Below are 26488 nucleotides of genomic sequence, written 5' to 3'. Positions count from 1 at the left end.
TATTAATGAGAGTCCACTAGCGTCCGCCAAAAACAATAGCGCCTCCTACCCATGCTGCCCCCTAGCCAGAGATATTCTCTTTTTCGTTCACCTTGGATCGTCAAGCTATACAAGCATTAAACGAATATACAAAAAGGCATTTCCCTAGAGAAAGCTTCTGGGGAGATACCTTTTTTTCAGGAGGAATTTATTTTACTTGCTCTGCTAAATTTCCGATTTGAGCGATACATTCCTATGGCTAAACGACAGAAGGCTATGCGGGGTGTTACAATAGCAAAATCGACAACTAGCGGAGGAATGCAACTTTGAACGTCACCGATCTATCTGCCTATGCACAATCTTATTTGCAGCAAATTAAGATGGAACGCAATTTAACCGACAAAACGATAAAGGCCTATTATTATGATCTAAGCGACCTCATTAAATGGATTAGCGATTCCGCTCAAGGCGATATCGAGCCCCAGCATGTCAATTCGTATTTCCAATCGTTGCAGGCTAAGCAAATGAAAGAAACGAGCATTAAACGTAAGCATTTTACCATAAAAGCTTTTATCAAATATTTGACTACACAAGGTGTTGTCTTTGAATTACCTAGTGCCATTGGCAGATCCAGCTTCAAGCTTTCAAAGCGGATTCCCAAAACTTTAACGATAGCAGATGTGACTACCTTACTACAAACGACAGAGAAAGAAATGCTAAATCCACGCACTAATTATCGCAAAATTATGAGCAGCCGCAATTCCGCCATTATAGAGCTCCTATTTGCCACAGGAATACGCATTGGGGAGCTAGTTGGCATTCAGCTTGAGGATCTTAATCTTCAAGAGCAAACGCTGCTGATTTACGGCAAAGGCCGAAAAGAACGCCTGCTCTACATAGCAAGCCATGAGGTGATTCATAAGCTGGAGCGCTGGCTATCGCTTCGGTCACAGCTGGAACCTAAAGCAAAAGCTTTTTTCATTAACAAATACGGCAATGCTTTATCCATCTATGCGATTGAGGATATTTTTTATAAGTACAGGGATATAGCGAAAATCAATGAAAAAGCAACACCGCATTACTTGCGTCATACGTTTGCTACTCACTTGCTCAATAACGGCGCCGATTTGCGTTCCGTCCAAGAAATACTCGGCCATTCCAGCGTCAGCACCACCGAAATCTACACCGAAGTTTCCATCGAACGAAAAAAACAAGTGCTAACTAAATATAACCCAAGAAACAGCCTTGAAATCTGAGAAAAAACCTCCTAATAACTATAAATTATTTGGAGGTTTTGTTGTGGAAAAGATCAGAAATTATATCGAAATTGCAAGGACGTACGCAAAAAAGATGAATATTATAATAGTTGCAAATATAAAAGGGAGTACTCAAAACTATGATGATTATACTGCTTTTCCAGTAATGACCGAGTATTTAAGTATTCTAGAACTTGAAGAGATTAATAAGGCACTCCTTAATATAGGGTTTAGTTCAACAATCTATCATGATGAAGAAGATTTTATGCGGGATATATCCAATAAAAAATATTCAACTACTAGAAAATATAGCCTAGTCATGAGTACAGCACAAAAAGGTAATAAAATAGGAAGAAAATCGTTAGTTCCGGCCTTCTGTAATTTATACGGATTATTGTACATGAATTCAAACCCATATGTAGTTAGCCTATGCAGGAATAAATACCATTCAGGTTGTTTACTTGCTCATCATAAGATCTCGACGCCACAAAGCTGGTTATATGATGCAAGAAGCGGGTGGTTAGGAGATCAACAACCTAATGAATATAGCAAAGTAATTATTAAATTAAATAATGAATCTGCAAGTATCGGACTTGATAAAAATAATATTATAACTTATAGCCAATCTAGTGAATCCACTATCCACGAAATGAGTCTTGCTTTTAATCAAGACATTATTGTTCAACAATTTATATCAGGTTATGAGGCAGAAGTTCCTTTTTTCAATGTAGGAAACCCGACTTCCTTACAACCAATAGGTATTGAAATTAACAACAACAAAAACTTAGGCGACGAAATACTATCGTATGAAATTAGAGGACAAGAAAAATATAATTTTTATGATTTATCAACTCATAGTAAGTTTCTTTCGTTGGACTTACAAAGGACTACAGAAAAAGTTGCAACTCTTCTTGGAATCGAAGGATTTGGAAGAATTGATTATAGAATTGACTCTCAAGACAAATATTGGGTAACTGATATTGCTACTAGCCCTCATATTGTCGACCACAGCTCTTATTATTATATTTTCAAATATTTAGGATACTCTTATGAAGAAATGATGGCATGTCTTATCGGCGTAAACTTATATAAAAATAAATTGTTGTAAAACAATTAAGATTCAGACCAAAATTGAACATCGGAAAACAGATATCCTTTACCATAAAAGTTCCACCTTTTATCTTCAACTGCGAGTTCTTGAACCTCATTATTCAAAACATTTAACCAATCAGCGTAGTTAGTTCTTATTTCCTTTTCAAAAATATTTCTCAACATAGAATCCCTTCTACTGTATAACTTCCGGTCTCCAATAACCGGAAGTTCCTTATGATTCTCATCCAAAATGTTCATTGCACTTTGTTTGTTTCCTAGTAGATATTGAGTAACCATTAGATTAGAGTTAATACAATAATAGTGATAATTCTCTATATTAGAATGCGTATTAAGTCTCTTTAAAAGACTTTCCAATAATTGATTAGCCTCATCAATTTTATGGTCTATTGCAGTCAGAATAGCATAATTCATACTAATCAAAATATTATCTGTATAACTTGGATTGTCAGATGCCACTAGCTTTTTCATTGTATTTAAAGCAATAGAAATAGGGATTTTCCCCACTAAATATCCACTTATGATATAGTTATTTAAAGCCACTTCTGGTCTAGGAAAAGTCATAACTTCTTTAAATTTTCTCATAAAATCCGACAATTCGACTGCATATTCGAATCCAGACTCAAAGTGCCCTGCCAATATACAATTACCAATATGGTTGCTCAATGAATAATAATATTCAAGCGGATTTAGTGGTATTCCGGATGAGTCCGCCGGCCCAAAATAACTTACACTTTTCTCTGTAAGAGTCATTGCTACGTCCGTTTCATGACAGACTCCTGACTTCCTGTATAATATATATATTTTATCCTGAGCATCTGTATCATATTCAGCTCTTTTGTCCAATTCAAAGATGAGTTGCTTTTCAAGTTTACTAGCTCCTACAATATTATTAATATGAATGTATGCAACCATTAAAATGGACATGAGCCTAGACCAAACTTCCCCTTCATTCCCTAAGTAGTCCATATCTATATATTCTTCTAAACAAGAAATAGCTTTATATTTATCATCAGTATGAATATTTTTATTTAAGCATAATGCCAATAAATAGTCTTTTTCTGCTTGAAATAATTTATTTTTCAGAGGAAACAGTGTCGAAAGTATTTTAATACAATCTCTGTACGATTGAGCATGATACAGGTCATAAGCTTTAATCATTGCATCAAAATATTCTCTAGAATTAATTAAATCTGCGAACAAATCGGCTTGTCTTTTTGTATCTTGATCAATACTCTCTTTTCTACGTAATTTTCTAAAATAGTCCAGAATAAATAAAGGAGCTGCATCCTCTGTCAAAGCTGCTTGGAGATAGAGATTATACCGGGTCATATAGTCACCAGGCCTCAATACCTTTAAGCCTTCAGCACAAGCACTGTAGTATTCTGTTTTACTCGTTTCTGTCTTACTCTTAAATAATAACCTTATAATCTCATGAATAAATCTAACCTTTGTTTTTTCAAGTTCTACAAGAGACAAACTATTTGCTTGTTTAATTAGGCTTACAATTTCAAATTTTTTCTTTGTAGTTGCATTTTCCAATTCGAGAAAAGAGAAAGATAGCCCGATAATTGAAGCATACTTTAAAATTTCAGTTATTAACTGACCGTTATCCCCATAATTCTTCATTCTCTCTTCAATAAGAAATTCTAAATGACCATGGTGTAGCCATGATTGATGTTCGCTAATATTAGGAATATTATTTTCATTGATATAAATTGTATTTTGTTTAATAAGATTTAGATCACCAAAAGTGACGTTGAACAATAAGTCCAATACCTCAGGCTCTAATTGCTTCGTTAATCCCATACATTTTAAAGCCAGAACAAAGTCATCTCTATTAATTCTATTTATCAAATAAATAGATGCTTCCATTTCTCTTAATAAACTCATAATTCTATTTTCCTGATCGCTCTTCTCCTCACTTATACTTACTATAAAAACAACATTAGACAAAAAGCTTATGCTTAAATCTCGTTTCTTTATAATAAGCTCCAATAACCTTAAAGATTGATTATCCCACCAATTAATATTATCTATAAATATTAATTGGCTTTTATCACCAATAATATATTGTAGTTTATTCAATATACCTAGTTCTACCTCATCCAAATCATAATTCATTGCCCTTAGTTGATTTTCATTCTGATTAAAAAATGAATCGAAGAGATGCTCTGCTAAATCTCCAGTACCAAAAGGAGATGCCTTTGCTGCTTTCGAAATTGTACTTTTCACACTACCGCGGTAATTGTTTATTATCTTTTTATTTTCCCTAAAGCAGTCATAGAATGGAAAATATTCTCTGGTTTGCTGGAATGTTAAATCACCTCTAAGCCACAAATAATCATTCGAATCTGAATTTATCCAATTTTGAGATATATCATTCATTAAAAAAGTTTTACCAGTGCCCGATTCACCTTTTAATGCGATTAATTTTGTGCCATTAGTAATATCTCTTATCATACTTTCTTTTATTAGTTCTTGATTTGCCAAGTAAGTTGCCACCATATTAAACCTCCAAATAATTTATAGTTATTAGGAGGTAATCAGCCCGACTGCCTCCTCCTTCTCAACCTGTTAAAGTTAATAGTAGTGAATTCGGCCTAACTACACCCCATATGTTACAACTAACGACAAAATTTACTCTTTATACCTAGATTATAAGTCACAATTCTTCAATTGTTTGTCGTTTTATGTCGTATTACAAAAAATATTGCTTAATAACACGCTTAGTTCTCGCTCACTCCTTTTCACCAATCTCATTTTTCACGAAAAAACTCATCCAAACTAATAGTTTTCTCAAAACAGCACAAAAAGGCCCTTATGCCTCAACACTACAGGCAATAAGGGCCTTCCTTCTAATCTTTTTGAATCCTAATGTCTGATTTGTTACAGCTTAAACCCAACCGTCACAATCTCACAAGGACCAACCGCCAAGGCTGCCCCCTGCTCTGCGCTCACTTCAATCGCTTCCCCTACGCGCTCCAGCACATCGCTCTTATAAAGCTGCTTGAACGCATCAGCATTGCCGCCGCCAAAGCCCGTATCCGACAAGCTCAGCTCTGCCGCCTGCTGCTTCATATTAAACCAGCGCAGCACAGCATCGCCGGACTGCTGGCTTACTTTCAGCGAGGAGAATGCCACGCCTTCGCCTTCCCAAGCAAGCAATCCGCCAACTGGTGCAAGTACGCCTGCATGAACCGCTGTCTGGCTTACCGTCCAAGGCACTTGGAACTGGTACGCCTGCGCATAAGCACCTGATGAAGCGCCATCGCCGTTATGCGGAATGATCGACAAACGGAAGCTTTGCTCGCCTAGGCACTGTGCTTCTGGTGTAGGGAATACGCCCCAGTCGCCAAGCTCGGATACCGAACGAAGCAGCGTAACTGCAATCGTATTGCGGCCATCGCGCAGCACTTCGTATTCGTTCAAGCCAAGGTTCGCTACAACAAGTCCGCCCTGCTCGCCGCTCACATCAACAAAAGCTTGCTGATGCTGCGTATTGCTCGGATTTTCCCATTCTGCCGAAGGCTCATTGTCACGCACAGCTACTTCAAAAATCGAGTCCACATGATGAACCGCTGTCTCTACATCCGTCGGGAACAATACGCGCACGCGATGATCCTTCGCCTGATTATTGAACGAAGCTTGTAAGTCTAGGCTTCTGGAGCTGCTGGAAAGCGCAATAACCGTCTTAATCGTCAACGGTACCATGTCCGCAACACGCTGTGCTTTGCGCTCAGGGTAATAAACAGCTTCCTGCTTCTCAATTTCAAACGTTTCATCGGCAGAAGCCGGAACCGCCCATTCATGTACAATTTCATAAGCTGTACGGTAAGCACTTTGCTCCACCAGACGAATCGCTGCTTTCACGCCTTGCGTCGTAATCGCCTGCTCGCCATCCGGCTGCTTGTACATATATTCATTGCCGATATCGCCTGTGTTCTCATAGACGCCAAGACCGCGATACACTTGACCGCTCTGCTTGTCCGTCAAATCGAACGAACCATCTTCACCGATGGCGACATGCAGCCATTCATTTTCCAGCACGGCCGAATCCGCACTCTGAGCCGCTGCAACCGCAGTCGCTTCGCTCGCTGGCGCTGCATCAGCTCCAGCGCCATTGCGAACCCATGCGTAAGACGACAGTCCAAGCGCCGGCACGTTCTCCGCATCAAACGTCAGCTTAACTCGGCGGCACATATAAGGCTGGCGGAATTTGTCATCCGGCAAATCGTAGCCAAATTGCAGCCCCAAATCCTGCACAAAGCAAGCAACTGCTGCGCCGTTATGGTCTACAAGAACTCTGCCTGAAATATCTACGGCATTCATCCGGCGGTTAACCTCTGGAAGCGGCAAGCCTTCACGGAAATACAGACGTTCAACATCAAGCTCAATTTCAACAACACCGCTGCGATCCCAGCCTGTCGTATTATAAACAACGAACGGCAGCGCAGCTTCGCCATAAGAAGCGAATACCGATGTATCCACCGCTTCGGCAATTGCCCGCGTGCTACCTTCAACAATCGTCTCAGCAACATGGCGGCTCTTGTCAAAACGAGTAACCATCTCGCGGTGAACCTCATCCACACTGCAGCCGCAAATGCTGTCATGCGGATGGTTTTGCATTAGCGTTTTCCACGCATACGTAAACAGATGATGCGGGTATTCCTGTCCAAGCTTGTGCGCAATGGTCGCAAGCGGCTCCGCTACCTTTTCGAGCATCGCTTGGCCAAGCTGATTCATTTGCTTCAAATAAACGCGAGCCGAAGCCGTGTTCACAAGCGTAGACCAGCCATCTGTACGTTGGCTGCGCAGCTCGCCCTTCACGACCGAAAGCTCGCGGTCAAGTCCGCTGTTTACCGCTGCTAAATAATCTTCAAAGTTGGAGTGGATAAAATCCGTATCCGGGTACAGCTTTCTTGCTGTCGCCAGCGCCGCAGACAGATCCTGCTGAATAGGCTGATGATCACAGCCGTTCATGAACAGCAGCTCGCCAGTAGCCGCATACTTCTCGGCTTCCTCCAGCTTTTTGTCCCAATAGATTTTCGCCTCTTTCTCGTCTACCGGAACCTCCATGCCGTTGCAATACCAGTTGGCAAAAAGAATGCCCAACACGCGCGAGCCGTCAGGACCTTCCCATTGCAGCTCGGAGAACGAGGACTCATAGCCCGTATCCGCTACTGTATTGTTAAAGCCTGTCGGCTTCACGCCTCTGCCAAATACCGCATTATCAATGCCTGCTTGACGCAAAATTTGCGGAGCCTGGCCGATGTTGCCGAAGGTATCCGGGAAATAGCCGACCTTCGCAATGATGCCGTAACGGCTCGCATCCTGATGGCCGAGCTGCAAATTGCGCAAATTCGCTTCGCTGCTCGTCAGGAAGGCATCCTGCAAAATGTACCAAGGGCCGATTGGAATACGTCCTTCTTTAATATATTTTTCAAGGCGCTCCCGATTTTCCGGGCGTACCTGCAAATAATCTTCGAGAATGATCGTCTGGCCGTCCAAATAAAAGCTTTTGAAATCGGGGTCCGTATCCAGCGTATGAAGCAGCGTATCCATCAGTTTAACGAGGAGCACATGATGCTTCTCATACGGCAAATACCATTCGCGATCCCAATGTGTGTGGGAAATAATGTGGGCCTTTCTTTTAGAAGCCATTACTGCGCACCTCTTCTTTCTTCATGTTGATCGGGCAGCGAAACCGCTACCTCTACTTGATGCGGGCGATAGACGGCGAGCAGCTTACCGCTTGCATCCGTTGCGAACAGCACAGAGCGTTCCTTTTCCAGTGAAAAAGCGTACCGCCCCTCCGTCGCCGGGTCTTGCACTTCAATCCTCGCATCGAATCCGGATTCGGATACGAATACGAATAGCGCGCCGCTCTTAAATGTAAGCTTGCGCCCATAAACGCCAGGCAGCTGGCCGCCTTGCAGCCAATTCAGCTCCTGCTCGCAGCCTGCCGAGTCAAGCGCATAACGATACAGCTCCTTAATCGGCTCCGTTCGCTCGTTCAGCTCCAGCGGCAGCGGACTCCATAACAAGCGTCCCTTGCCTACGGCCAGCTCAACCAGTTGGTCGCCATCATTTGCTGCTCGATGAACAGTGGAAGCATCACCGGCAGCCGCTTCACTCGAAGCAGCACTGCTAATCGGAACCTCTTTCCATACTTCGGCTATCCGGCGATTGCCATATGAAACAGGAAAAGTGGCTTCGCCAATACGCAGCTGTTCCTCGCGCTGCACATTGCGCAGCTCCGCCCTGCCAAGCAGCCCAGAGCAGCGATCGCTCGCTTTCCAGTAAGCGTCCAAGCTTATTGGTCCCATCCATAATAACGTAACGCCCGCTCGCTCTACAAGTGCAATAAGGCGACCAAATGCGGCATTCTCCAAGTTATGCGCACTCGGCACAATGAGCAGCTTCGGCGGATTCGCCTCCAGCTCCTGCAGATGATATTCCGAAGCGCCGCGGAATGGCGTATTCAGCTCATAAGCAAGGACCCGCGTCGCGCGCGTTGTCGCATCAAACGCCAGCTTCCGATTGGAGAAGTCGTTGGAATACGGGAACAATACCGCCGTATCCTCCAGCTGGCGATCCACGAATAAATCTCGAATTTGCTCCATAAAGCTGCCAAAATCATACGATACATCCGCTTCCGGCTTTTCCGTTCCATCCGCCCGCAGCGCGCCGATATGCGATTCATTGGCATTGTCCATATAGAAGTTCGTATTCCAAATCCACTGTACGGCCCCAGCGCCGCCTGTCGCAAAAGCATACGCATATTTGCGCTCCAGCAGGCTGTGAAGCTCAGCTTCCGAACGCTTCGCTCTGCCATCTGGCGTCTCCACATACATAATGCCGGTTTCCTGCACCACATTCGGTTTGTTCGCTGTTTTTGCAAACAAGCTGTCCCACACGAGATTGTCGTTGAGCCACCAGGAGTGAACTGTCGTATAATCAGCGGCTTCCTCGTAGAAAAAGGGCGAAGGACGCTGTGCGCCAAGCGCCTCATCCTGGCCGACCGTTACCATATGGTTCGGACATTCGTCTTTGATCGCCTCATACAATTGCTTCGCCCAGCGATTGTGCATGTCCATCGAGAACAGCACATAATCGAGCCAGCGCGTGCCATTTTTCCCTTGGTGCATGTCCTGCACATCGAAGTTGATTTCTTCCGGCTCCGGCGGCACAGCCGCTTCATAGCTAGGCAGCTGCTCCGGGGACATATTCCACTGCTCTTGGAGCCGTGCAAGCGATCCATGACGCTTTTTCAGCCAAGCGGTATAAGCCTTCTGTTCAAAAGGGTCGCGCGCTGAACGAGGTCCATTCGAGAAAATGCGCGGCGGATCAAACATCGATGGCTCATTGATCAAATCCCAGTCGACATTCATCGTCTGCTTGTGGCGGGAAACGATAGCGCGCACGAAGCGCTTCTGCGCCTCGACGCTGCGCGGATCGAGATAAGGGTTTAACCCTTCCCACGTTTCCGGCGTAAAGGAGAAGAAGGTAAAGGTTACCTGCAAGTCATGACGTTTTGCCGTCAGCAGAAAAGCATCAATTGAACGCAGTGCCTCTTCTGACGCATGGCCATCCACCTGCATCACATTGCGGTACGCGGTCCAAATGCCCGTGCGAATCCAGTTGATGCCCGCTTTGCGCATTTGCGCCATGTCGCGGTCCCATACCGAAGCATTCGGCAGAAACAGAAATTTCCGCGCCACGTCCGACGTCATATACGTCATGCCGACTACAGGCAGCGGACGCCCATCCTTCTGAAAATAATCCCGTCCGCTCGTCACCGGGCTTCCCTGAGCGAGCAGCTTCTGGTCAAAGCCCCAGAAGCCTTGGCGCAAAATCCGCACCTCGCCCAAAGTCGATTCTGCTCGGCATACAACCCTATAGTAGCCGCTTTGCAGCTCAAGCGGCACGGGCAGCCTTAAAATCTGCTGCTGCTTGCCCGCCTTCTGCTGCAAGCGGTATGCCCATTTCTGCTGCGAGTTTTCATGCTCGACCGTTATAGCAAAATCCCACTCCGCGGCTGGGTACAAGTCATTCTGGCCAACTCTAGCCGTTCGCCGCCCTAGAGCAGCCTCATTTTCAGCTGACTGGAGCTTTGTCTCCTCATATGCCGAAACCTCACCACACTCAAGCTCGCGGCGAAGCTGCTGCACCTGCAGCGTCAGCATCGCTCGTTCGCCCGGCTCGAAAGAAGCATAGTTCGGCTTCAGCCACAGCTCCGTTACGCCAGCGGCGCAAAAAGCGGCCCAGCGTCCAAGCTCGACTGCTCCGCCTTCCAGCCAGAACGCATTCGTCAGCGGCTGGTTAATGAACAGCCAGCGTGCGCCTGCGAAAGCTCCCTTCGTGTTCTCCCACAGCACGACAGGCGCTGCTACCTCGCGCCCTGTGGCGGAAATGCCTTTCAGCAGCGGATAAATATGCGCGTCCATTGGCCCGGCAGAGCCCATTTGATGCGGCAAATCGCTGCTTTTCGTTACATGCGGCACCAGATTCCAAGTTGGCGTCACGCTAAACAGCGCTTCCTTGCCTGCGAGCAGCGGAAGATCCTCCGCTGCTGCAAGCGCAGCTATCGGAGCAGCGGCCACTGGCAGCATTTCATGAATATGAAGCTCGCGGTGATAGGCTGTCTGCTCCGACTCTACCTGCCACTCGCCTGCCTCGCTGCGGCGAACGGGGCGCTTGAACGGCGCGCCGCCCAAGCTGATCAAGCTGCCGCCGCGCCGCAAATAGCCGATAATCGCGCTCCATGCTTGTTTTGGAAAATAAGGGGCATGCATATTAATGAAGCAGCCTTCTTTCGCAGTACCAAGCGCATCCGCAAGCTCGTCTGCCCGGACAACGCGGCCTGCTCCTGCGAGCAGACCATCTAATTGGGCAGAAGGTTCCGAGGCTATCGGAAAGGACGGATCATAAAAAATGATGGCATGGTGCTTGCTCATAGCAGTCCATCCTTCATCGCCCGATAAACGAGCTGCGAGAACAAGCTGTTAGACCAAGCGAACCATTTCCGCGTGAAGATGGCTGGATCGTCCGAATGGAAGCCTTCATGCATAAAGCCGGTATCGGCATCAGTCGCTTCCAGCATGGCGATCATGGCCAGCTTTTCCTCGTCGTTATCAGCAGTAATGCCCTGCATCGAAAGCGCCATATGCCAAATATAGCCTGGCGGCGTATGCGGGCTTCCGATGCCTTTGGCGATTTTTCCTTCATAATAAAAAGGATTTTCTTTGCTCAGCGCGAATTTGCGCGTGTTTTGGTAAATCGGATCATCAGCGGTCGTGTAGCCCAAATAAGTAATCGAGAGCAAGCCCGGCGTTCCAGCGTCATCCATCAAGCAATAGTTGCCGAAGCCGTCCGTTTCATAAGCATAAATAGGGCCAAACTCCGGGTGACGGTAAATGCCATACAGCTGAATGCCATGCTCGACATCATCTTCAAGCTGCTTGAGCTCCTTCACAAAAGCCATATCGCGGAATACCCACTCGGCCATCTCTCTCATCTGCCGCAGCGTCACAACCGCGAACATGTTCGCCGGAATGTTGTAGTGGAAGTCGCAAGCGTCGTCGCTTGGGCGGAAGCCCGACCAGATCATTCCGGTATAATTGACCGGCATGCCCATTCCGCTATTGCGCAGCGAATCGGTAGGAATGCCATTGTCCCTTACAAAACGGTAAGGGGAAAGCTCGAAGTGGCGCTGCTCGGTTTTCCAAAGCTCCACAATACGGCGCATCGCTGCCTTAAAGCCGGAGTCAAAAATATCGGTCTGCTCTGTCTCTTTCCAGTACGCATAAGCTAGGCGCATCGAGAAGCAGATCGAATCCAGCTCGAACTTGCGCTCCCATACCCAAGGCGACATGTCCGTCTCATCCGTCGTATTCCAATGCCAGTCATTGGCCGACTCATTAAAGGCATTCGCATAGGGATCAATCTGAATATTGGCCATATGGCGCTTGATCAAGCCGCTAATGATACGCTGCAGTTCAACATCATTTTTCGCCAGCGGCACATAATGAATGACCTGCTCGACCGAGTCGCGCAGCCACATCGCGGGAATATCTCCCGTAATGATGAAGGTTGTGCCATCATCCATTTTTTTCGTCGTCGTTTCCAGTGTGTTAGGAAAGCAGTTTTTGAACAGCTGAAGCAGCTTCGGGCGGTGCGCCAGCTTCTGCTCTGCTTCTTCCAATACCTGCTGAACCGCTTGCGGCAGATCAAGCTCTGGCAGCGGGATTTTTGGCAATCTGAATTGTTCCATGGTGGGTGTAGCTCCTTTGACTATTATTTATTCCTTAACAGCGCCTACCGTCAAACCTTGAATGAAATAACGTTGAAAAAACGGATAAGCGAATACGATCGGTCCGGTTGCTAGCACAACCATCGCCATCCGCGACGTATCCTGCGGCATCGATTGCAGAACGCCTACGCTTAGCGATGCGTTTTGTGAGTTTTTCATAATAAACTGCATGCTGTTCTCAATCCGCATCAGCATCGATTGCAGCGGCACCAAATTTGGCGAATCAATGTACAGGAGCGCATTAAACCAGTCATTCCAATAGCCTAGTGTACAGAACAGGCCAATGGTCGCAAGACCTGGCAGCGATAATGGCAGAACAAGGCGGAAGAAGATGCCGAACTCGCCAGCGCCGTCGATTTTGCCTGATTCAATAATCGCATCCGGCACCATCGTCGAGAAAAATGTCCGCAAAATCATAATATAAAAGGCATTGACCGCAAGCGGCAAAATGAGTGCCCACAAGGAATCCTTCAGCCCCAGCAGCTGCGTCATGACGATATAAGTAGGTACAAGGCCGCCATTAAACAGCATTGTGAAGAAGGCAAAGAAGGCGAAAAAGTTGCGATACTTAAAGTTGCGCCGTGATATCGCATAGGCAAACAATGCCGAGCATACGACACCGATAATCGTGCCTACAATTGTAATCGTAATCGTCACGCCATAGGAGCGGAGAAGTTGGTCGCCTGCCTTGAATAAATAGCGGTAAGCTTCCACACTCCATTTCTCCGGAATAATCTGATAGCCATTGCTTGCCAGCGTCGCCTCATCCGTGAAGGAAATAATCGTCACGAACAGGAAAGGAAATACGCATAACAAGGCAAAAATGCCAGCCACGGCATGAAAAATAAAATTCCACGCTGGCGAGAGCTTATGAAAATCACGGCTCTTAATCGTTCCAACAGACACAGCCGTTTCCCCCTTTTGTTTTGGACTTCTGTTCCTAGAAAATTGGTTAAGCAAGGTTGCTGACGTCCATCCTAAAACAATGCGTTGTCTTTATTAAACTTGCGTACAATGCCATTGGATGTAATAACAAGAATGAAGCCGATAATCGACTGGTACAAGCCTGCAGCCGTCGTCATGCCAATTTCTCCCGTCGACTTAAGCCCGCGGTAAACATAAGTGTCGATAACGTTCGTCACGCTGTAGAGCGTACCCGAATCGCGCGGCACTTGGAAAAAGAGGCCAAAATCGGCATAGAAAATTTTCCCGATCGCCAGCAGCGTCAGAATGGTCATAAGCGGCATCAGCATCGGAAGCGTCACATTGCGAATTTGCTGCCATTTGTTGGCGCCGTCAATCATCGCCGCTTCATAAAGCGATTTGTCGATTCCCATAATGGCTGCCAAATAGATGACGCTGTTATAGCCGACCGATTTCCATAGGAAGACGACGACAATCATAACCGGCCAATAACCCGGGCTCGAATACCAGTTTACCGGGTCCATGCCCAGCATCTCGGCGATTTGGTTGAACACCCCTCTGTCCAAGCTCAGAAAGCTGTAGACGAAGTAGCCCACGATTACCCACGATAGAAAATAAGGCAAAAACATGCCCGTTTGATAAAGCTTGGCGAGCCGCTTGTTCGTAATTTCGGCAAGCATAATCGCCATCGCTACCGCAATGACAAGGCCCAGTACAATAAACACGACATTGTACAGCACCGTATTGCGGGTAATGATATAGGCGTCATTCGTACTAAACAAAAACTTGAAGTTTTGAAAGCCTACCCATTTGCTCTCGATAATGCTGGACAGAAAGCCGTTACGGCTGTAGCGGTATTCCTTGAAGGCAATAATCATGCCCGCCATCGGCAGGTAGGAAAATAGAATAAACCAGGCTGTAGCTGGAAGCACCATTAGCAGCATAGCGGTATTTTTGTTCATATCCTTGAAAAAACGTCCTATAGCTCCCACTTTCTTCACCTCTTCGCAGTCGGATTAATGAGAGAAGGCATGAAGCGAATACGATCCATTCGCCCCACGCCTTCCGCTTTACTTGCCGTTCGCGGCTCTCCACTCATCAAGCTGGCGCTGCGCTTCCTCAATAATTTTATCCAGGCCTGCCGCTTTAAACTTCTCATTGGCACGCGGCAAATATACTTCAGGGTCAACCGTACCAGTCATTAGAGCTGCCCAGTACTCTTCTTTTACGTTTTGTACGGAAGCAATTTCGGTTGTCACCTTTGATGTATCAAAGTTGAAGCCAAGCAGCGGGGCTACTGTACCCGCATCATTAAATTTCTTGAACTCTTCCCATTTGTTCGTCGGATCTGTCGTATTCAAATACGTAATCATCAGATTGCCGAGCGAGAAGGTTGGCATATCGTAGTTTTTCGACTCGTCCAGATTGTCCATGACGGTGTCGCTCACTTTTTTGTAATGCACGCCTTCAATACCGGAATCGATCATATTGCGCAGGACAGGGTCCGTATTAAGCAGGTTTAGAAACTCCATCGCTTTTTCTGGGTAAGCCGAGTTAGCCGAAATAGCTTGCATCGAGCCCATAACCGACCAGTTGTAAATGAGCGCATCGCTCGCTGGTGTCGATACTACCGGGTAGCCGTAGCTCGCCGACCACAGATTGTCCGCGAACGGCTGCGAAGTGGCACGGTCTGCAAACCATTTGCCCGTCGTTTGCGCATCCGTCATGGAATCCATCGTTGCAGCTTCCGTCGGGATGTAGCCTGCTTTGTAATATTTGTGCATCGTGCCGAGAATTTGCTTCATCTCTGGCGTGTCGAGCACGTTTACGATTTTGTAATCTGTCGTGTCCAGGGCAACCGCCATTGGCAGCTTCTCAATAATGTAGTCGTATTTCACATACGGCATTTGGTTCTTATCTACCGCAAGCGCGTATACGTCTGGTTCATTTTCTTTAATCGTTTTCAGCAGCGGCTCCAGGCTTTCCAGCGTATACACGCCAGACATGTCCAGCTTGTACTTGTCGAGCAGCTGTTTATTGAAGCGCCATACTTCCTGTGCTGGCAATTCTTTATTGGCAGGGATGCCATAATTGTGGCCATCCACCTTCGAGCCTTCTAGGAAAGCTGGGTCCAATGCGCTAACGATGCCTTGGCCTTTTTCCTTCAGCAAATCGTCGATTTGCAGGAATGCGCCTTTTCTCGCATTTTGCACATAATCGAATGCCCATGACGCTGTGAACATAATGTCAACCGGATCGCCGGACGCTGTCATGACTTGCAGCTTCTGAGCGTAATCGCCCCAGTCCACCATGTTCATTTTAATTGTAACGCCAATTTTCTCAGCCGTGTATTTGCTCACCTCGGCCATAACTTTATCTACATCTTTTTGCGGCGTACCAATGGTGTACCAGATAAGTTCAACCGGTTTTTCAGCTGTTCCCTCTTCACCGCTGCTTTCATTTTTACTTCCGCAAGCGCCAAGCACAAGCGATGCAACCATCAGCAAGGCAAGCAGCGGCATAAATCTTTTTCTCTTGTTACTCATTTTGTTTCCTCCCCAATCTATGTTCTGTACTCTATGTTTTAAATTAACGGATGCGGCTATTTTCATATAGACCACAAACTAAAGGTATGATGTACAAATTAAAGAAAAAAACTACTCCATCCAGCGATTAGAGTAGTCCTTTGTATTCCGTCGGGGAAATTCCGACGTATTTCTTAAATTGTTTGTAGAAATAGCCTGTCTCCCAATAACCGACGGTTGCTGCAATTTCCTGCACCTTGAGCTGCGTCTCCTTCAGCAGCTGCTGGGCTTTGCCAATACGGTATTTATTAATATATTCGGTGAACGTTTCATTCGTCTCCTTCTGGAACAGATGTCCGAGGTAAACCGGATGAATATTATATTGCTGGCTCAGCAGCTTAAGCGACAACGGCTGGGCGTAATGCTCATGCACCTCGCTCAGCACCAGTTGAATGACCGGGCTTTTCACATCCTTCAGCAGCGATTCCACCGTCAAAGTCGCCGCTTCCTTCACAACCGCCATCAGTCCGTCAATCGAAGGAAGCTGCATAATTTTCGTGAAGCCCGCCTCATAAAGCTCCGGCTGATCGGCTTGCTTGATTTCCTTGAGCTCCATCTTGAAGCGGATCATCAGCTCAATTGCCATGCTTTGCATAAAAGCAGGGGTAATGCCCTCCCTAACGTGGCAGCGTTCGAATTCGGCCTCAATGGCTTCATGCAGCTTCTCTACATCCCTTGCCTTAATCAGCTTCGCAAAGGTTGGCCAATCGAGCGGTGCAGCGGCCTCATTCACCGTCCCTGGCGGTCCTGCCTGCACAAGCAAATCGTAATCCAATATTTCAGGGTCATCATATAGCAGAAAATATTCCTGCGCTTTCTTCGCATTCGCATAGCTGCGCGGTGCTTCTTCCCCCATCGGTTCAGCGCTGCCGATGGAGAGGCGCATGGCGCTTTGCGCCAGCTTCGGCTGCATGCCGCGCAGCTTCTCTATCGCCTCGCGCTTGCCCGCCTCTGGCTCATCGAGCATAAATACGATGACCAGATCGCCATCGATATCGACAAACGGCAGCATCGATGGGTCTTGCACAGCCAATCGCTCAGCCGCTTCATAGGCTGGCGAGCCTGTCTCCTCCGTCCGTACTACAGCGGTTACCACATAGGGCCGGTCGAGACTGAGCTGCAATAACTCCATTCTCTCCTGCAGCTCACTGGGCGCAATGCGTCCCGTCAACCAGCGGTACAATATATTATCGCGCAATATACGAATATCGTATTCGCTGAACAACCGATCCGCCTTGCTTGCATTCAGCTTGTCAATCGTGCCCGCGAGCGTTTCCTGCAGCTCGTCGAGATTAATTGGCTTGAGCAAATAGTTCTCAACGCCAAGCTTGAGACCCTCTTTTATATAATCGAATTCGTTATAACCGCTTAATATAATAACTTTAAGATCCGGGCGAAATTTACGCGCTTCCCGAATGAGAGCGAGGCCATCCATCGTCGGCATCGAAATATCTGTCAGCAAGATGTCTGCGGGCAGATCCATTAAAGCCGCCAGTGCCTCCTGGCCATTTTCCGCGCTGCCGACGATTTCCAGGCCAAAGGCCGACCAGTCAATGATGTCATATAGTCCATCAATAATGAACGGTTCATCATCCACAATGAATACTCTATACATGCTCTGCCTCCTTGTCATAGGGAAAGGACAGCGTGACCGTCGTCCCCTCTCCTTCTTTGCTGTCGATATCGAGCCCGTATTCGCTTCCGTAGAGCAATTGCAGCCGCTCATGCACGCTTCTAAGCCCGAAAGAGCCGCCTCCGGCTTCCTCTGGCAGCGCCAGCCTTTGCCTGATTTCCTCCAGGCGCTTGCTGCTGATGCCGCTGCCGTTATCGGCAATCGTCACCCAAATCCGCTCCTCCTTGCGCCGCACATCCAATTGAACTTCATTGTCCATGCTGCGCGGCCGCAGGCCATGTACGACATAATTTTCAATAAGCGGCTGGAGCGCCATCCGCATCACCTGTCTGTCGCCGAGCCCCTCCTCGCAGCTGATGGCAAAGGAAAGCCTGTCCTTATAGCGAATGCGAAACAGCTCCAAATAAAGGCGCGCCGTTTCCAGCTCATCCTTTAAGGTGTTGCTCCCCTTCGGCTGCACAAAGCTCTTGAACAGCACCGACAAGCTGTAAATCATCTCTCCTACATCCTTCGCCCCTTGCGAGACGGCCCGCATGCGAATAACCTCCAGCGTATTATATAGAAAATGCGGATTGACCCGCGCCTGCAAAGCCGCAAGCTCCGTATGCTTTTGCTTGATTTCCGCCTTGTACACCGTGTCGATATGGCGGCTCAGCTCATCGAGCATATCATTGAAGCTGCGCGAAATTTGCCCCAGCTCATCGCCCCGGTCATCCTGGATGCGCGCGGTCAGCTCGCCGCTTTCCACCTTGCGCATGAAGCGAATAATTTTATTCGTCCGTTTGGCAAAATTGACGACGGCTAGCGTCGGCACCAGCAGTACGACGGCAATGCAAAGCGCGCTGATCAGCATAATCATCTGCTTCAGCCCGTGGGCCGCTGCAGCGACCTCTGCCTTCGGCGCTACACCGACGACGATAAAGCCCGCCTGATTTTGCGTCAGCGTCGTGACATAAGACTCCTGCTCCAGCATCGCCGTTCCATAGAGCGTGTCCAGCTTATCCATATAGGGATATATTTTTCCATAGTAGGTATCCGAGGAATCAAACAGCACTTCCCCAGCCGGGTTCAGCACAACAATGTAGCCTTTAAGCTGGCCCTCATAATTTTTCAGCGCCTGCCTAATTTGATCCGATTTATAGTAGACGAGCAATTGGCCTAGCCCCTTCAGCGTCTGCTTGTCATTAATCGGGAGCCGAAAGGCATACAGCTCGGGATCACTTTGCTCAATGGCGCGCCGCACCCAAATATTTGGAACGGACACACGGGTGTCTTCCTGTGCCATCGCATCGGGAATATAGGAGCGCGAGGCGTTGGACGAAATCAGCCTCGTGACATGATTTTTCTTATACACATATAAAAACTGCCGATTGGAGCTGTACAGCAGCAAATTTTCAATATCCGGGTCGTCCTCCAGCTTATTATCAAAATAGTCGAGCCCTTTCGGCAAACTCGTACTTGTCTCATCGATATTTTGGTCGAGCCTGAATTTCATATAGTCATCGAAGGGATTTTGCAAAAAATAAGATAAATTCAGCGACAGCGGCTCATTGCGGTATACATCCACCATCATGGACTGGACAGAATCATATTTGCGGGTCATATAGCTGTTTACGCTGTCCATCGCTTTTTTCTGGTTTTCCAGCTCATTGCGGACGATCGATTGCGACATAAAATCATACATAAAATAAGCGAAGGTGACAATCGTCCCCGTCGTAATCAAAACAAACAGCAAAATCATTTTCATAAACAGATTATTTCTGACGTATTGGTCGTACAGCCGTTGCAGCTTCAATAGCAGGCTCCCTCCTTGCGCAGCACTTGAGGAGCCTGCACATGCATTATAAGTTATTACTATACTCTGAGTTGCAAGAAATCGACAAGTACCCCGGTGTAAAACGGAATAGATGCTTTCGTACAAGCGTAAACGGCTATCGCCGTCCTCTGGCGGCAAAGCTACGTTTCGCGTAGAAATATAGAGAAAGGATGAGAAAATCATATCCTTTCCTATATTTCAAGCGTAAACGGCTGTCGCCGTCCTCTGGCGGCAAAGCTACCGTTTCGCTGTGAAATATAAGCCCATTCCATTATAAGGGTGAAACTTATAATCTCTTATATTTTAAAAAAAGCAGCAGATGCTAGCGATATTCGCTCACATGCTGCTGCTTTTTCAACTTGTACTCTATGGTATAGTATGCAATGTCTGGTGCGCTACGTATCCCAGGAAATCAGGGCAACATCATGAATCGCCCCGCTTTTGCGCTGCACAGCGAACGTGTCCATTTGATGGGCGATTTCCATTTCCTGCAAAACATCGCAAATCACCTGTGCGCGGCTGCGTTCCAGCTGCTTTCCGCCATACATAGCCCGCAGCGGATGGGCAAAAGGCAGCCCGATCGACTGCACGAGATAGACGCGCCTCCTCGCAGTAAGATTCATCTGGGCAAGGCTCTCCTTCATATCGCGTATCCGGTAAAAGGCATTGGCGCTGAACAGCACATCACAAGCCAGCCCCGACGACTCTTCCCACTTCGCATGTATCGCCTCCGGCACAGCTTGCGCCAAACCAGACTGCTCCCAGCTTCTTGCCAGTATTTCATACATCGCCGCCGAAGGCTCCACGACAGTAAGCTTGCCCACATATGGAGCAAGCAGCTGCGTAAATCCGCCCGTTCCTGGGCCTACTTCAAGGAGTTCATCCTCGCTCCGCAAGCTTGCTATAACGGTGCCCATTAGCTCCGCCGTATACGGCGCAAGCGGATTGCGTTCATCATAAACAGGCGCATGCTGCTGCCAGTAGCTTTCTTCCTCGGCATCATTGCCGACGCGGGAATCGCTTTGGGCTGCCTGCTCCCAAGCGAGCGTCCAGTAGGCTGCGGGCGTCAAGCCAGCTTCGTTGTACCATTCCTTCATCCCACACACGTTCCTTTCCTTTTGCAAAATCTATATAAGTTGAACGATTGACTAGCATGAGGGCTATGGTCGTCACTGCGAGAAAGCTTGAAAAGCATTCACCAGCTGCTGCGTATAAGGATGCTGCGGGCGCTGCATTATACACTCGCTCTCATCAAGCTCAACGATACATCCCTCTTTCATAACCGCAATTCGATCGCACATATGCCGCACCAGCGCCAAATCATGCGAAATAAACAAATAAGTCAGCCCATATTCCTTGCGAATGCGCTGGAGCAGCTGGGTAACCTGCGCCTGCACTGAAACGTCAAGCATCGACGTCGGCTCGTCCAGCACGAGAAACTTCGGCTCCAGCATCAAGGCCCGGGCAATGACGATTCGCTGAATTTGCCCGCCGCTTACCTGATGGGGATACCGCGTCAGCACCTCTGCCCGCAGCCCGACAACCTCCATTAGTTCAAGTGCCTTCTCCCTGGCTGCTGCCTTATTCATAAGTCGATGCAGCAGTACTGGCTCAAGCAGGCTTTCCAGCAGCGTCCGCCGGGGATTAAGCGCGGAGTGCGGATGCTGAAACATGATTTGCAGCTCACGGCGCAGCGGCCTCATCTGCTTCATGGAATACCCGCTTATATCGGTTCCTCTATATATAATACGGCCGCCATCAGCCGAAATCAGCTTTAACAGCAGCCGCGCAAGCGTTGATTTTCCGCTGCCGCTCTCCCCAACTAGCCCAAGCGACTCGCCTTCAGCGATATGAAAGGTTGTTGGCTCCACCGCCTGATGACCTTTGCCTGTTAGCCAGCTGCTGCGATACCGTTTGTGCAGTTCAATGATTTCAAGCATAAAGGAAGCACCTCGCTTTGTGCTGGGAGACTGCTTGCGGGACGGCTGTATGCAGGGCGGTTGTATGCGGGGCTGCCGCTTGCTGACCCTCAGCCATGCCGCTTACTTGGTCAACTGCCTTATTCGTTATGACGGTGTGAGCTGCCTTGTACAAGTCAGGCTGCTCAGCTTTGCAGCGCGGCATCGCAAAACTGCAGCGCTCATAAAACTTGCAGCCAACAGGCTTATCCGTCAAACTTGGCGCTGTTCCAGCTATCGGTATCATTCCTCTGCTGGGCATAGATGCGATTAATCCGCGCGTATAAGGGTGCATCGGCTGTGCAAACAGCTCCTTCGCTGGTCCCTGCTCAATGATTTGACCGGCATACATGACGCCCACTTCATCGCAAATCACCCGCGCTGCATCCAGATCATGCGTAATGAGCAGCAGCGCCGCACCTGTGCGCCTCGCCATATTGGCCAGCATTTCCGTCACCTGGACGCGGATTAAAGCATCAAGCCCTTTCGTCGGCTCATCGGCAATAAGCAAAGACGGGCTTCCGGCAAGTCCCATTGCCGCCAGCACACGCTGCTTCATTCCACCGCTCAGCTGAAAGGGATAGCGCCGCAGCTGCTGCTCGGCATCCGGCATATTCATGGCATGCAGCAGACCAGCAGCCTGCGCGTTAAGCTGCTTGTTCCCCGCTCTACCTGCATAAGCGCGAATCGCCTCGCGCAGCTGACTGCCGAGCGTCATCACCGGATTGAGCGAGCTTGCCGGATTTTGCGGGATGAGGGCGATTTCCCTCCCCCGTATTTGCCTCATTTCTTTTGGGCTCAGCTTTAGCAAATCCATGCCTTTATACAGGATGCTTCCACTGATAGAAGCCTGTGCGGGAAGCAGCCTCACCAGCGAAAGGCCCAGCACCGACTTGCCGCTCCCGGTCTCGCCAATCAGTCCAAAAATGCGGCCACGCTTCAGCTCAAGCGAGGCCCCATCTACCGCCTGCACCAGTCCTTCCCTTGTCTGAAAGGATGCATTAAGCTGCTTGATTACGATAAGCGTTTCGCTCAACTTCATTCCTCCTACAGCAGTGAATGCTCTTTCTCCGTCCGTGTATCCAGCTTATCCCGAAGCCCGTCACCCAGCCAGTTGATACATAGCGATACAGCGGCTATACAAAGACCGGGGGCGATCATCAGATGCGGATAGCTGCGAAAATACGGCCGGGCATCATTCACCATCACTCCCCAATCTGCCGCTGGCGGCTGCAAGCCTAGACCGAGAAAGCTAAGCGAGGCGATAGATAGAATAACTCGCCCAATCCGAATGGTGAACAGCACGATAAGCGGCCCTAACAAATTTGGCAGCATATGCCTGACGATGATATACGCATGGCCCGCTCCTAAAGCACGGATGCCTTCCACGTAGCTTTCTTCGCGAATTTTCATAACCTCGCCGCGCACAACCCGAGAGAAATCCGCCCATGAGGTGAAGAGCAGCGCGACAAACAGGCTTTTCACCCCAGGACCGAGCGTACCTGCAATGGCCAGCATAAGGGCAAGACCCGGCAGCCCTTGAAAAATGCTAACGACAATTTGAATGGCTTCATCGGTCCAACCGCCAGCATAACCGCTAATGGTGCCCAGCAGCAGGCCAACGAGCATTGTAGCGAGCGTAACAGCGACCGCGAGCAAGATCGACACCCTTCCGCCATACAAAATGCGGCTCAGCACATCCCTTCCCAGCGTGTCCGTTCCTAGCCAATGTGCGGAGGACAACGGCGCAAGCCTTTCCGCCATATTAATCTGATTCGGGTCATAAGGAGCAAGCAGCGGTGCCAGCAAGCTGGCAAGCAGTACGAAGGCAAGCACGCCCGCGGCCACCCCGTAGGACATCTTCATCGCAGCTTCCCTCCCAGCCTGATTTGCGGATGAGCGAGCCCGTAACATAAATCTGTCGCCAAATTAAACAGCACGTAGATGAGACCGGTAAATACGACATAGCCCTGAATGACCGGATAATCTCTGCGAAAAATGCCGTCCATCGCAAAGCGCCCGATGCCCGGTACCGCAAATATAACTTCCACGATGACGGAGCCGCCAACAATCGCTCCAAAATAACTGCCGATAACCGTGAGCAACGGAATACAAGCATTGCGCAGCGCATGCCGAAGCACAATAAAGCTCTCACGCAGCCCCTTCGCTCGGGCTGTCAGCATATAATCTTTATTCAGCTCCTCCAGCAGCGCCGCACGCGTCAGCCGCATCAATATGGCGCCTGTACCGGAAGCAAGCACCGCCGCTGGCATAAGCAAATGCTTCCAGGTGCCGTAGCCGCTAGTCGGGAGCAGCTGCAGCTTCTCCGACCATAAGGCAATGAGCATGATCGCCAGCCAAAATCCAGGAATGGAAACCAAAATCAGCGCAAGCGCCCTGCCGATATGATCGAACAGCCGATTGCGCCGGATCGCCATGAGCATGCCGGATGGCACTCCAAGCAGGACGGCGAACAGGACAGCTAGCAAAGATAGGCTTAATGTTGCTGGCAGGCGGCGCAGCAGCTCGCCGCTAACCGATTCCTTCGTCATATAAGACGTGCCAAGATCACCTTGCAGCGCCTTTGATAACCAATGGCCATACTGAATGAGCAGCGGATTATTCAGCCCCATCTCTTCTCTTTTCAAAGCAATTTGCTCTTCGGTCGGCTGGCTGAAGCCGTTCATGCTGAGCAGCTCGACAGCCGGGTCACCCGGAGAAGCGACGCTTAAGGCAAAGGCTATAAACGTAATGCCAATCAGGACGGGAACCGCCGCCGCCAACCTCCGAATGAAATAGGCCATCTTATTGCACCCGCTCCAGCTGCGGCAGCGTTGTACCATACACAAGTGCACCGTATCCGGTAATTTCTTTGCTGTACGCAATTAAGCTCGCATCATTAAACAGCGGAATCGTCGGCAATTCCTCGGCTGCAATATCCTGCAGCTCGTTATAAATCGCAGCGCGGTCATCCATATCCAGCGTCGTCTTCACCTGCTTTAACAGCTCATCCACACGGGCATTGCTGTAACCGAGCGTATAACTGATATTGCTTGAGCCTTCGCTCGCCATATAATTGTTCAAAATCGAATAAGGATCGCCATTCGGCAGCCCCTGAATGGCCAGTGCCAGATCGAAGTTTCCTTGTGCCTGTGCTTCCTTGTATGCCGCACCATCCAATATTTGAATCGTCACGTCCAGCTGCAGCTCTTGAAGCACAGCCTGAAGCAGCTCGGCTTGCGCTTTATACGGATAACGATCGAGTCCATAGGTAGGCACAATTAGCGTAACCGCCTGCCTGCTGTCCCCAAGCACCTCATGCGCCAGGGCGATTGCCTTTTCTGAATCATGGACGACAGGAATGTCCTTATAAAACGGCGATGTCGCATTCAAAATGTTCGCCGTAGCGGTCGGATAGCCCAAATACAGCTCCTTCACCAGCTGCTCGCGGTCAATCATCAGGCTCAGCGCCTGACGCATTTTCACATCATTGAATGGCGCTTTGGCACCGTTCGGATGCAGGTAATGGGAAATCGTCGATTTTGCCGTCGATACAGCAAAGCGTTCATCCTTCAGCAGCTCCTCGGCAAGGGCAGGAGGAATAGCGCCCAAATCCATGACGCCCAAAATCTCGCCAGATTTCAAGGCAGCAAGCCTTGTATCAGGGTCCGGTATGACGCGGACGCGGATTTTTTGGGCTTTTGCTTTTTCGCCATAATAACCGTCGTAAGCCTCTAGCAGTGAAAATTGATCCTTCTCATGCTGCACAAGCTTGAAAGGGCCTGTCCCTTGCGGCAGGCCGTTAAAGTCGCCACTTTCGTCAAAATTATTCGGGCTGTACATCGGGCTTGAAAAGTTGATCATCGAATACAGCAGCGTCGGCTGCGGATTGTCGAAAACAAGCTTAATCGTGCTATCATCAACCTTCACGACTTCCTGAAGGCTTGGGTATGAATTGTTGATGTCGAGCGTATAGAATGGCGAGCTTTTCGGGCTCACTTGCTTGTAACGGGCAAAATTTGCAAGTACCGCGTCCGCGTTGAATGGCGCGCCATCATGGAAGGTGACGCCTTTGCGCAGCATGAAGGTCCATTCCTTGGCATCAGCAGACATTTCCCACGCTTCCGCCAGCTTTGGAGCAGGCTTTCCATCCTCGGAAGCGGAAATCAACGGCTCCCATACATACAGAATGGTGCTCGTGTAATAAGCATCCTGCGGTCCCGGTGCTAAATCCCGCGGCGCAGCCAGCACGATTTCTTCAGAAGCAGCTGCTGTAGAGGCGGACGGAGCAGCAGACTGCTGCGACAGCTCATTATTGCTGCCTGATTCATTGGAACCGTTAACGCCACTGCACCCCATTAGAGCCAGCAGCAAGCATAGGCTAAATAAAACACCTATTGTTTTTTTGTTTTTTGCCATTTGTGTACGTTTCATCTTCTCTATTTCCTCTCCCTCTAGCAAAATCATCTTCCTGCAAAAATCCGCAAAAAAAGACAGCTCTACCTCCAGTCATAGGAAAGATAGAGCTGCCTGTTATTGTTATTTTCCATCATAGCAAATAAGCATGCGCGCTAACACTTCCCTATCCTCCGTAGGTTACAGCAGTGTTGTCAGAACAGGCAGGTCTCCTGGCTACCGGAAATTGTACTGGAAGCTGCCTTCCCAATCCCGCTAAGCGAGATCAGTGGCCTTGTAGCTTCAGCTAATCCGTAACAGTGGCGGGACCGCGTCGGTTTTGCACCGAACTTCCCTTTTAAGCTCCAGCCGCAGCTGTTGCACCTTATTCCCACAATTTTTCAGTTGTTTGCAAATCTGGTTGATTATATACCAGCCCTTTCATTTAAGCAACCTTTCCACTCCACTTTCCTTTCGTAATTATCTGATATAAAATAAAGCACATAGCATTTCGTAA

Annotated in this window: 17 protein-coding genes and 1 riboswitch; of the genes, 2 read left to right on the top strand and 15 right to left on the bottom strand. The window is 48.5% G+C overall.

Features of this window, described 5'->3' with window-relative positions:
• Nucleotides 1–305: 305 nt before the first annotated feature.
• Together AC50X8_RS17710 and AC50X8_RS17705 are read left to right on the top strand one after the other, a co-directional pair.
• Nucleotides 306–1235, top strand: coding sequence for a tyrosine-type recombinase/integrase (locus AC50X8_RS17710; protein WP_327204954.1), 930 nt, complete (start codon nt 306–308; stop codon nt 1233–1235).
• A gap of 43 nt (nt 1236–1278) precedes the next feature.
• A complete protein-coding gene (locus AC50X8_RS17705; protein ID WP_494880680.1) occupies nt 1279–2343 on the top strand; it encodes a D-alanine--D-alanine ligase family protein in 1065 nt (354 codons plus the stop codon).
• A 5-nt stretch (nt 2344–2348) separates the two neighbouring features.
• Here the strand turns inward: AC50X8_RS17705 and AC50X8_RS17700 are convergent, their stop codons facing one another.
• The 15 genes from AC50X8_RS17700 to AC50X8_RS17630 all read right to left on the bottom strand — a co-directional run bounded on the left by AC50X8_RS17700 (nt 2349) and on the right by AC50X8_RS17630 (nt 26010).
• Nucleotides 2349–4853: a hypothetical protein gene (locus AC50X8_RS17700; protein ID WP_494880678.1), complete on the bottom strand. Its 2505-nt coding sequence runs from the start codon at nt 4851–4853 to the stop codon at nt 2349–2351.
• A gap of 381 nt (nt 4854–5234) precedes the next feature.
• Nucleotides 5235–8009 (bottom strand): alpha-mannosidase, encoded by a 2775-nt coding sequence (locus AC50X8_RS17695; RefSeq protein WP_494880676.1) that lies wholly within the window; start codon nt 8007–8009, stop codon nt 5235–5237.
• Nucleotides 8009–11305 carry a beta-galactosidase gene (locus AC50X8_RS17690; protein WP_494880674.1) on the bottom strand — a complete coding sequence of 1099 codons (3297 nt, stop codon included), beginning with the start codon at nt 11303–11305 and terminating at the stop codon, nt 8009–8011. Before AC50X8_RS17690 ends, AC50X8_RS17695 begins: the two co-directional genes overlap by 1 nt.
• A complete protein-coding gene (locus AC50X8_RS17685; protein WP_494880672.1) occupies nt 11302–12621 on the bottom strand; it encodes a glycoside hydrolase family 125 protein in 1320 nt (439 codons plus the stop codon). Before AC50X8_RS17685 ends, AC50X8_RS17690 begins: the two co-directional genes overlap by 4 nt.
• Before the next feature lie 27 nt (nt 12622–12648).
• Entirely contained in the window at nt 12649–13566 is a 918-nt protein-coding gene (locus AC50X8_RS17680) for a carbohydrate ABC transporter permease (protein WP_056041728.1), read from the bottom strand.
• A gap of 71 nt (nt 13567–13637) precedes the next feature.
• A complete protein-coding gene (locus AC50X8_RS17675; protein WP_056042068.1) occupies nt 13638–14546 on the bottom strand; it encodes an ABC transporter permease in 909 nt (302 codons plus the stop codon).
• Nucleotides 14547–14654: 108 nt separating this feature from the next.
• Nucleotides 14655–16130 carry an ABC transporter substrate-binding protein gene (locus tag AC50X8_RS17670; RefSeq protein WP_056041730.1) on the bottom strand — a complete coding sequence of 492 codons (1476 nt, stop codon included), beginning with the start codon at nt 16128–16130 and terminating at the stop codon, nt 14655–14657.
• Nucleotides 16131–16257: 127 nt separating this feature from the next.
• The gene (locus tag AC50X8_RS17665) at nt 16258–17784 is read right to left on the bottom strand and encodes a response regulator (RefSeq protein ID WP_494880670.1); all 1527 of its coding nucleotides are present in this window, start codon (nt 17782–17784) and stop codon (nt 16258–16260) included.
• On the bottom strand, nt 17777–19597 hold the full coding sequence (locus AC50X8_RS17660; RefSeq protein WP_056041734.1) for a sensor histidine kinase: 1821 nt from the start codon (nt 19595–19597) through the stop codon (nt 17777–17779). The genes AC50X8_RS17665 and AC50X8_RS17660 overlap by 8 nt, the downstream gene beginning before the upstream one ends.
• A 416-nt stretch (nt 19598–20013) precedes the next feature.
• On the bottom strand, nt 20014–20715 hold the full coding sequence (locus AC50X8_RS17655; protein ID WP_056041735.1) for a class I SAM-dependent methyltransferase: 702 nt from the start codon (nt 20713–20715) through the stop codon (nt 20014–20016).
• 72 nt (nt 20716–20787) lie between these two features.
• Complete coding sequence (locus tag AC50X8_RS17650; protein ID WP_494880668.1) at nt 20788–21558, bottom strand: ATP-binding cassette domain-containing protein; 771 nt, start codon at nt 21556–21558, stop codon at nt 20788–20790.
• A complete protein-coding gene (locus AC50X8_RS17645; protein WP_494880666.1) occupies nt 21551–22618 on the bottom strand; it encodes an ABC transporter ATP-binding protein in 1068 nt (355 codons plus the stop codon). The genes AC50X8_RS17650 and AC50X8_RS17645 overlap by 8 nt, the downstream gene beginning before the upstream one ends.
• 5 nt (nt 22619–22623) lie before the next feature.
• Nucleotides 22624–23442 carry an ABC transporter permease gene (locus AC50X8_RS17640; protein WP_494880664.1) on the bottom strand — a complete coding sequence of 273 codons (819 nt, stop codon included), beginning with the start codon at nt 23440–23442 and terminating at the stop codon, nt 22624–22626.
• Nucleotides 23439–24380, bottom strand: a complete 942-nt coding sequence (gene nikB / locus AC50X8_RS17635; RefSeq protein WP_494880662.1) for a nickel ABC transporter permease — start codon at nt 24378–24380, stop codon at nt 23439–23441. Before nikB ends, AC50X8_RS17640 begins: the two co-directional genes overlap by 4 nt.
• 1 nt (nt 24381) lies before the next feature.
• A complete protein-coding gene (locus AC50X8_RS17630; protein WP_494880657.1) occupies nt 24382–26010 on the bottom strand; it encodes an ABC transporter substrate-binding protein in 1629 nt (542 codons plus the stop codon).
• A gap of 167 nt (nt 26011–26177) precedes the next feature.
• A riboswitch (cobalamin riboswitch) is annotated at nt 26178–26375 on the bottom strand.
• Nucleotides 26376–26488: the final 113 nt, after the last annotated feature.

This window comes from Paenibacillus sp. JT22N15, assembly GCF_059383755.1.
This window is presented reverse-complemented; position numbering and strand designations above follow the sequence as displayed.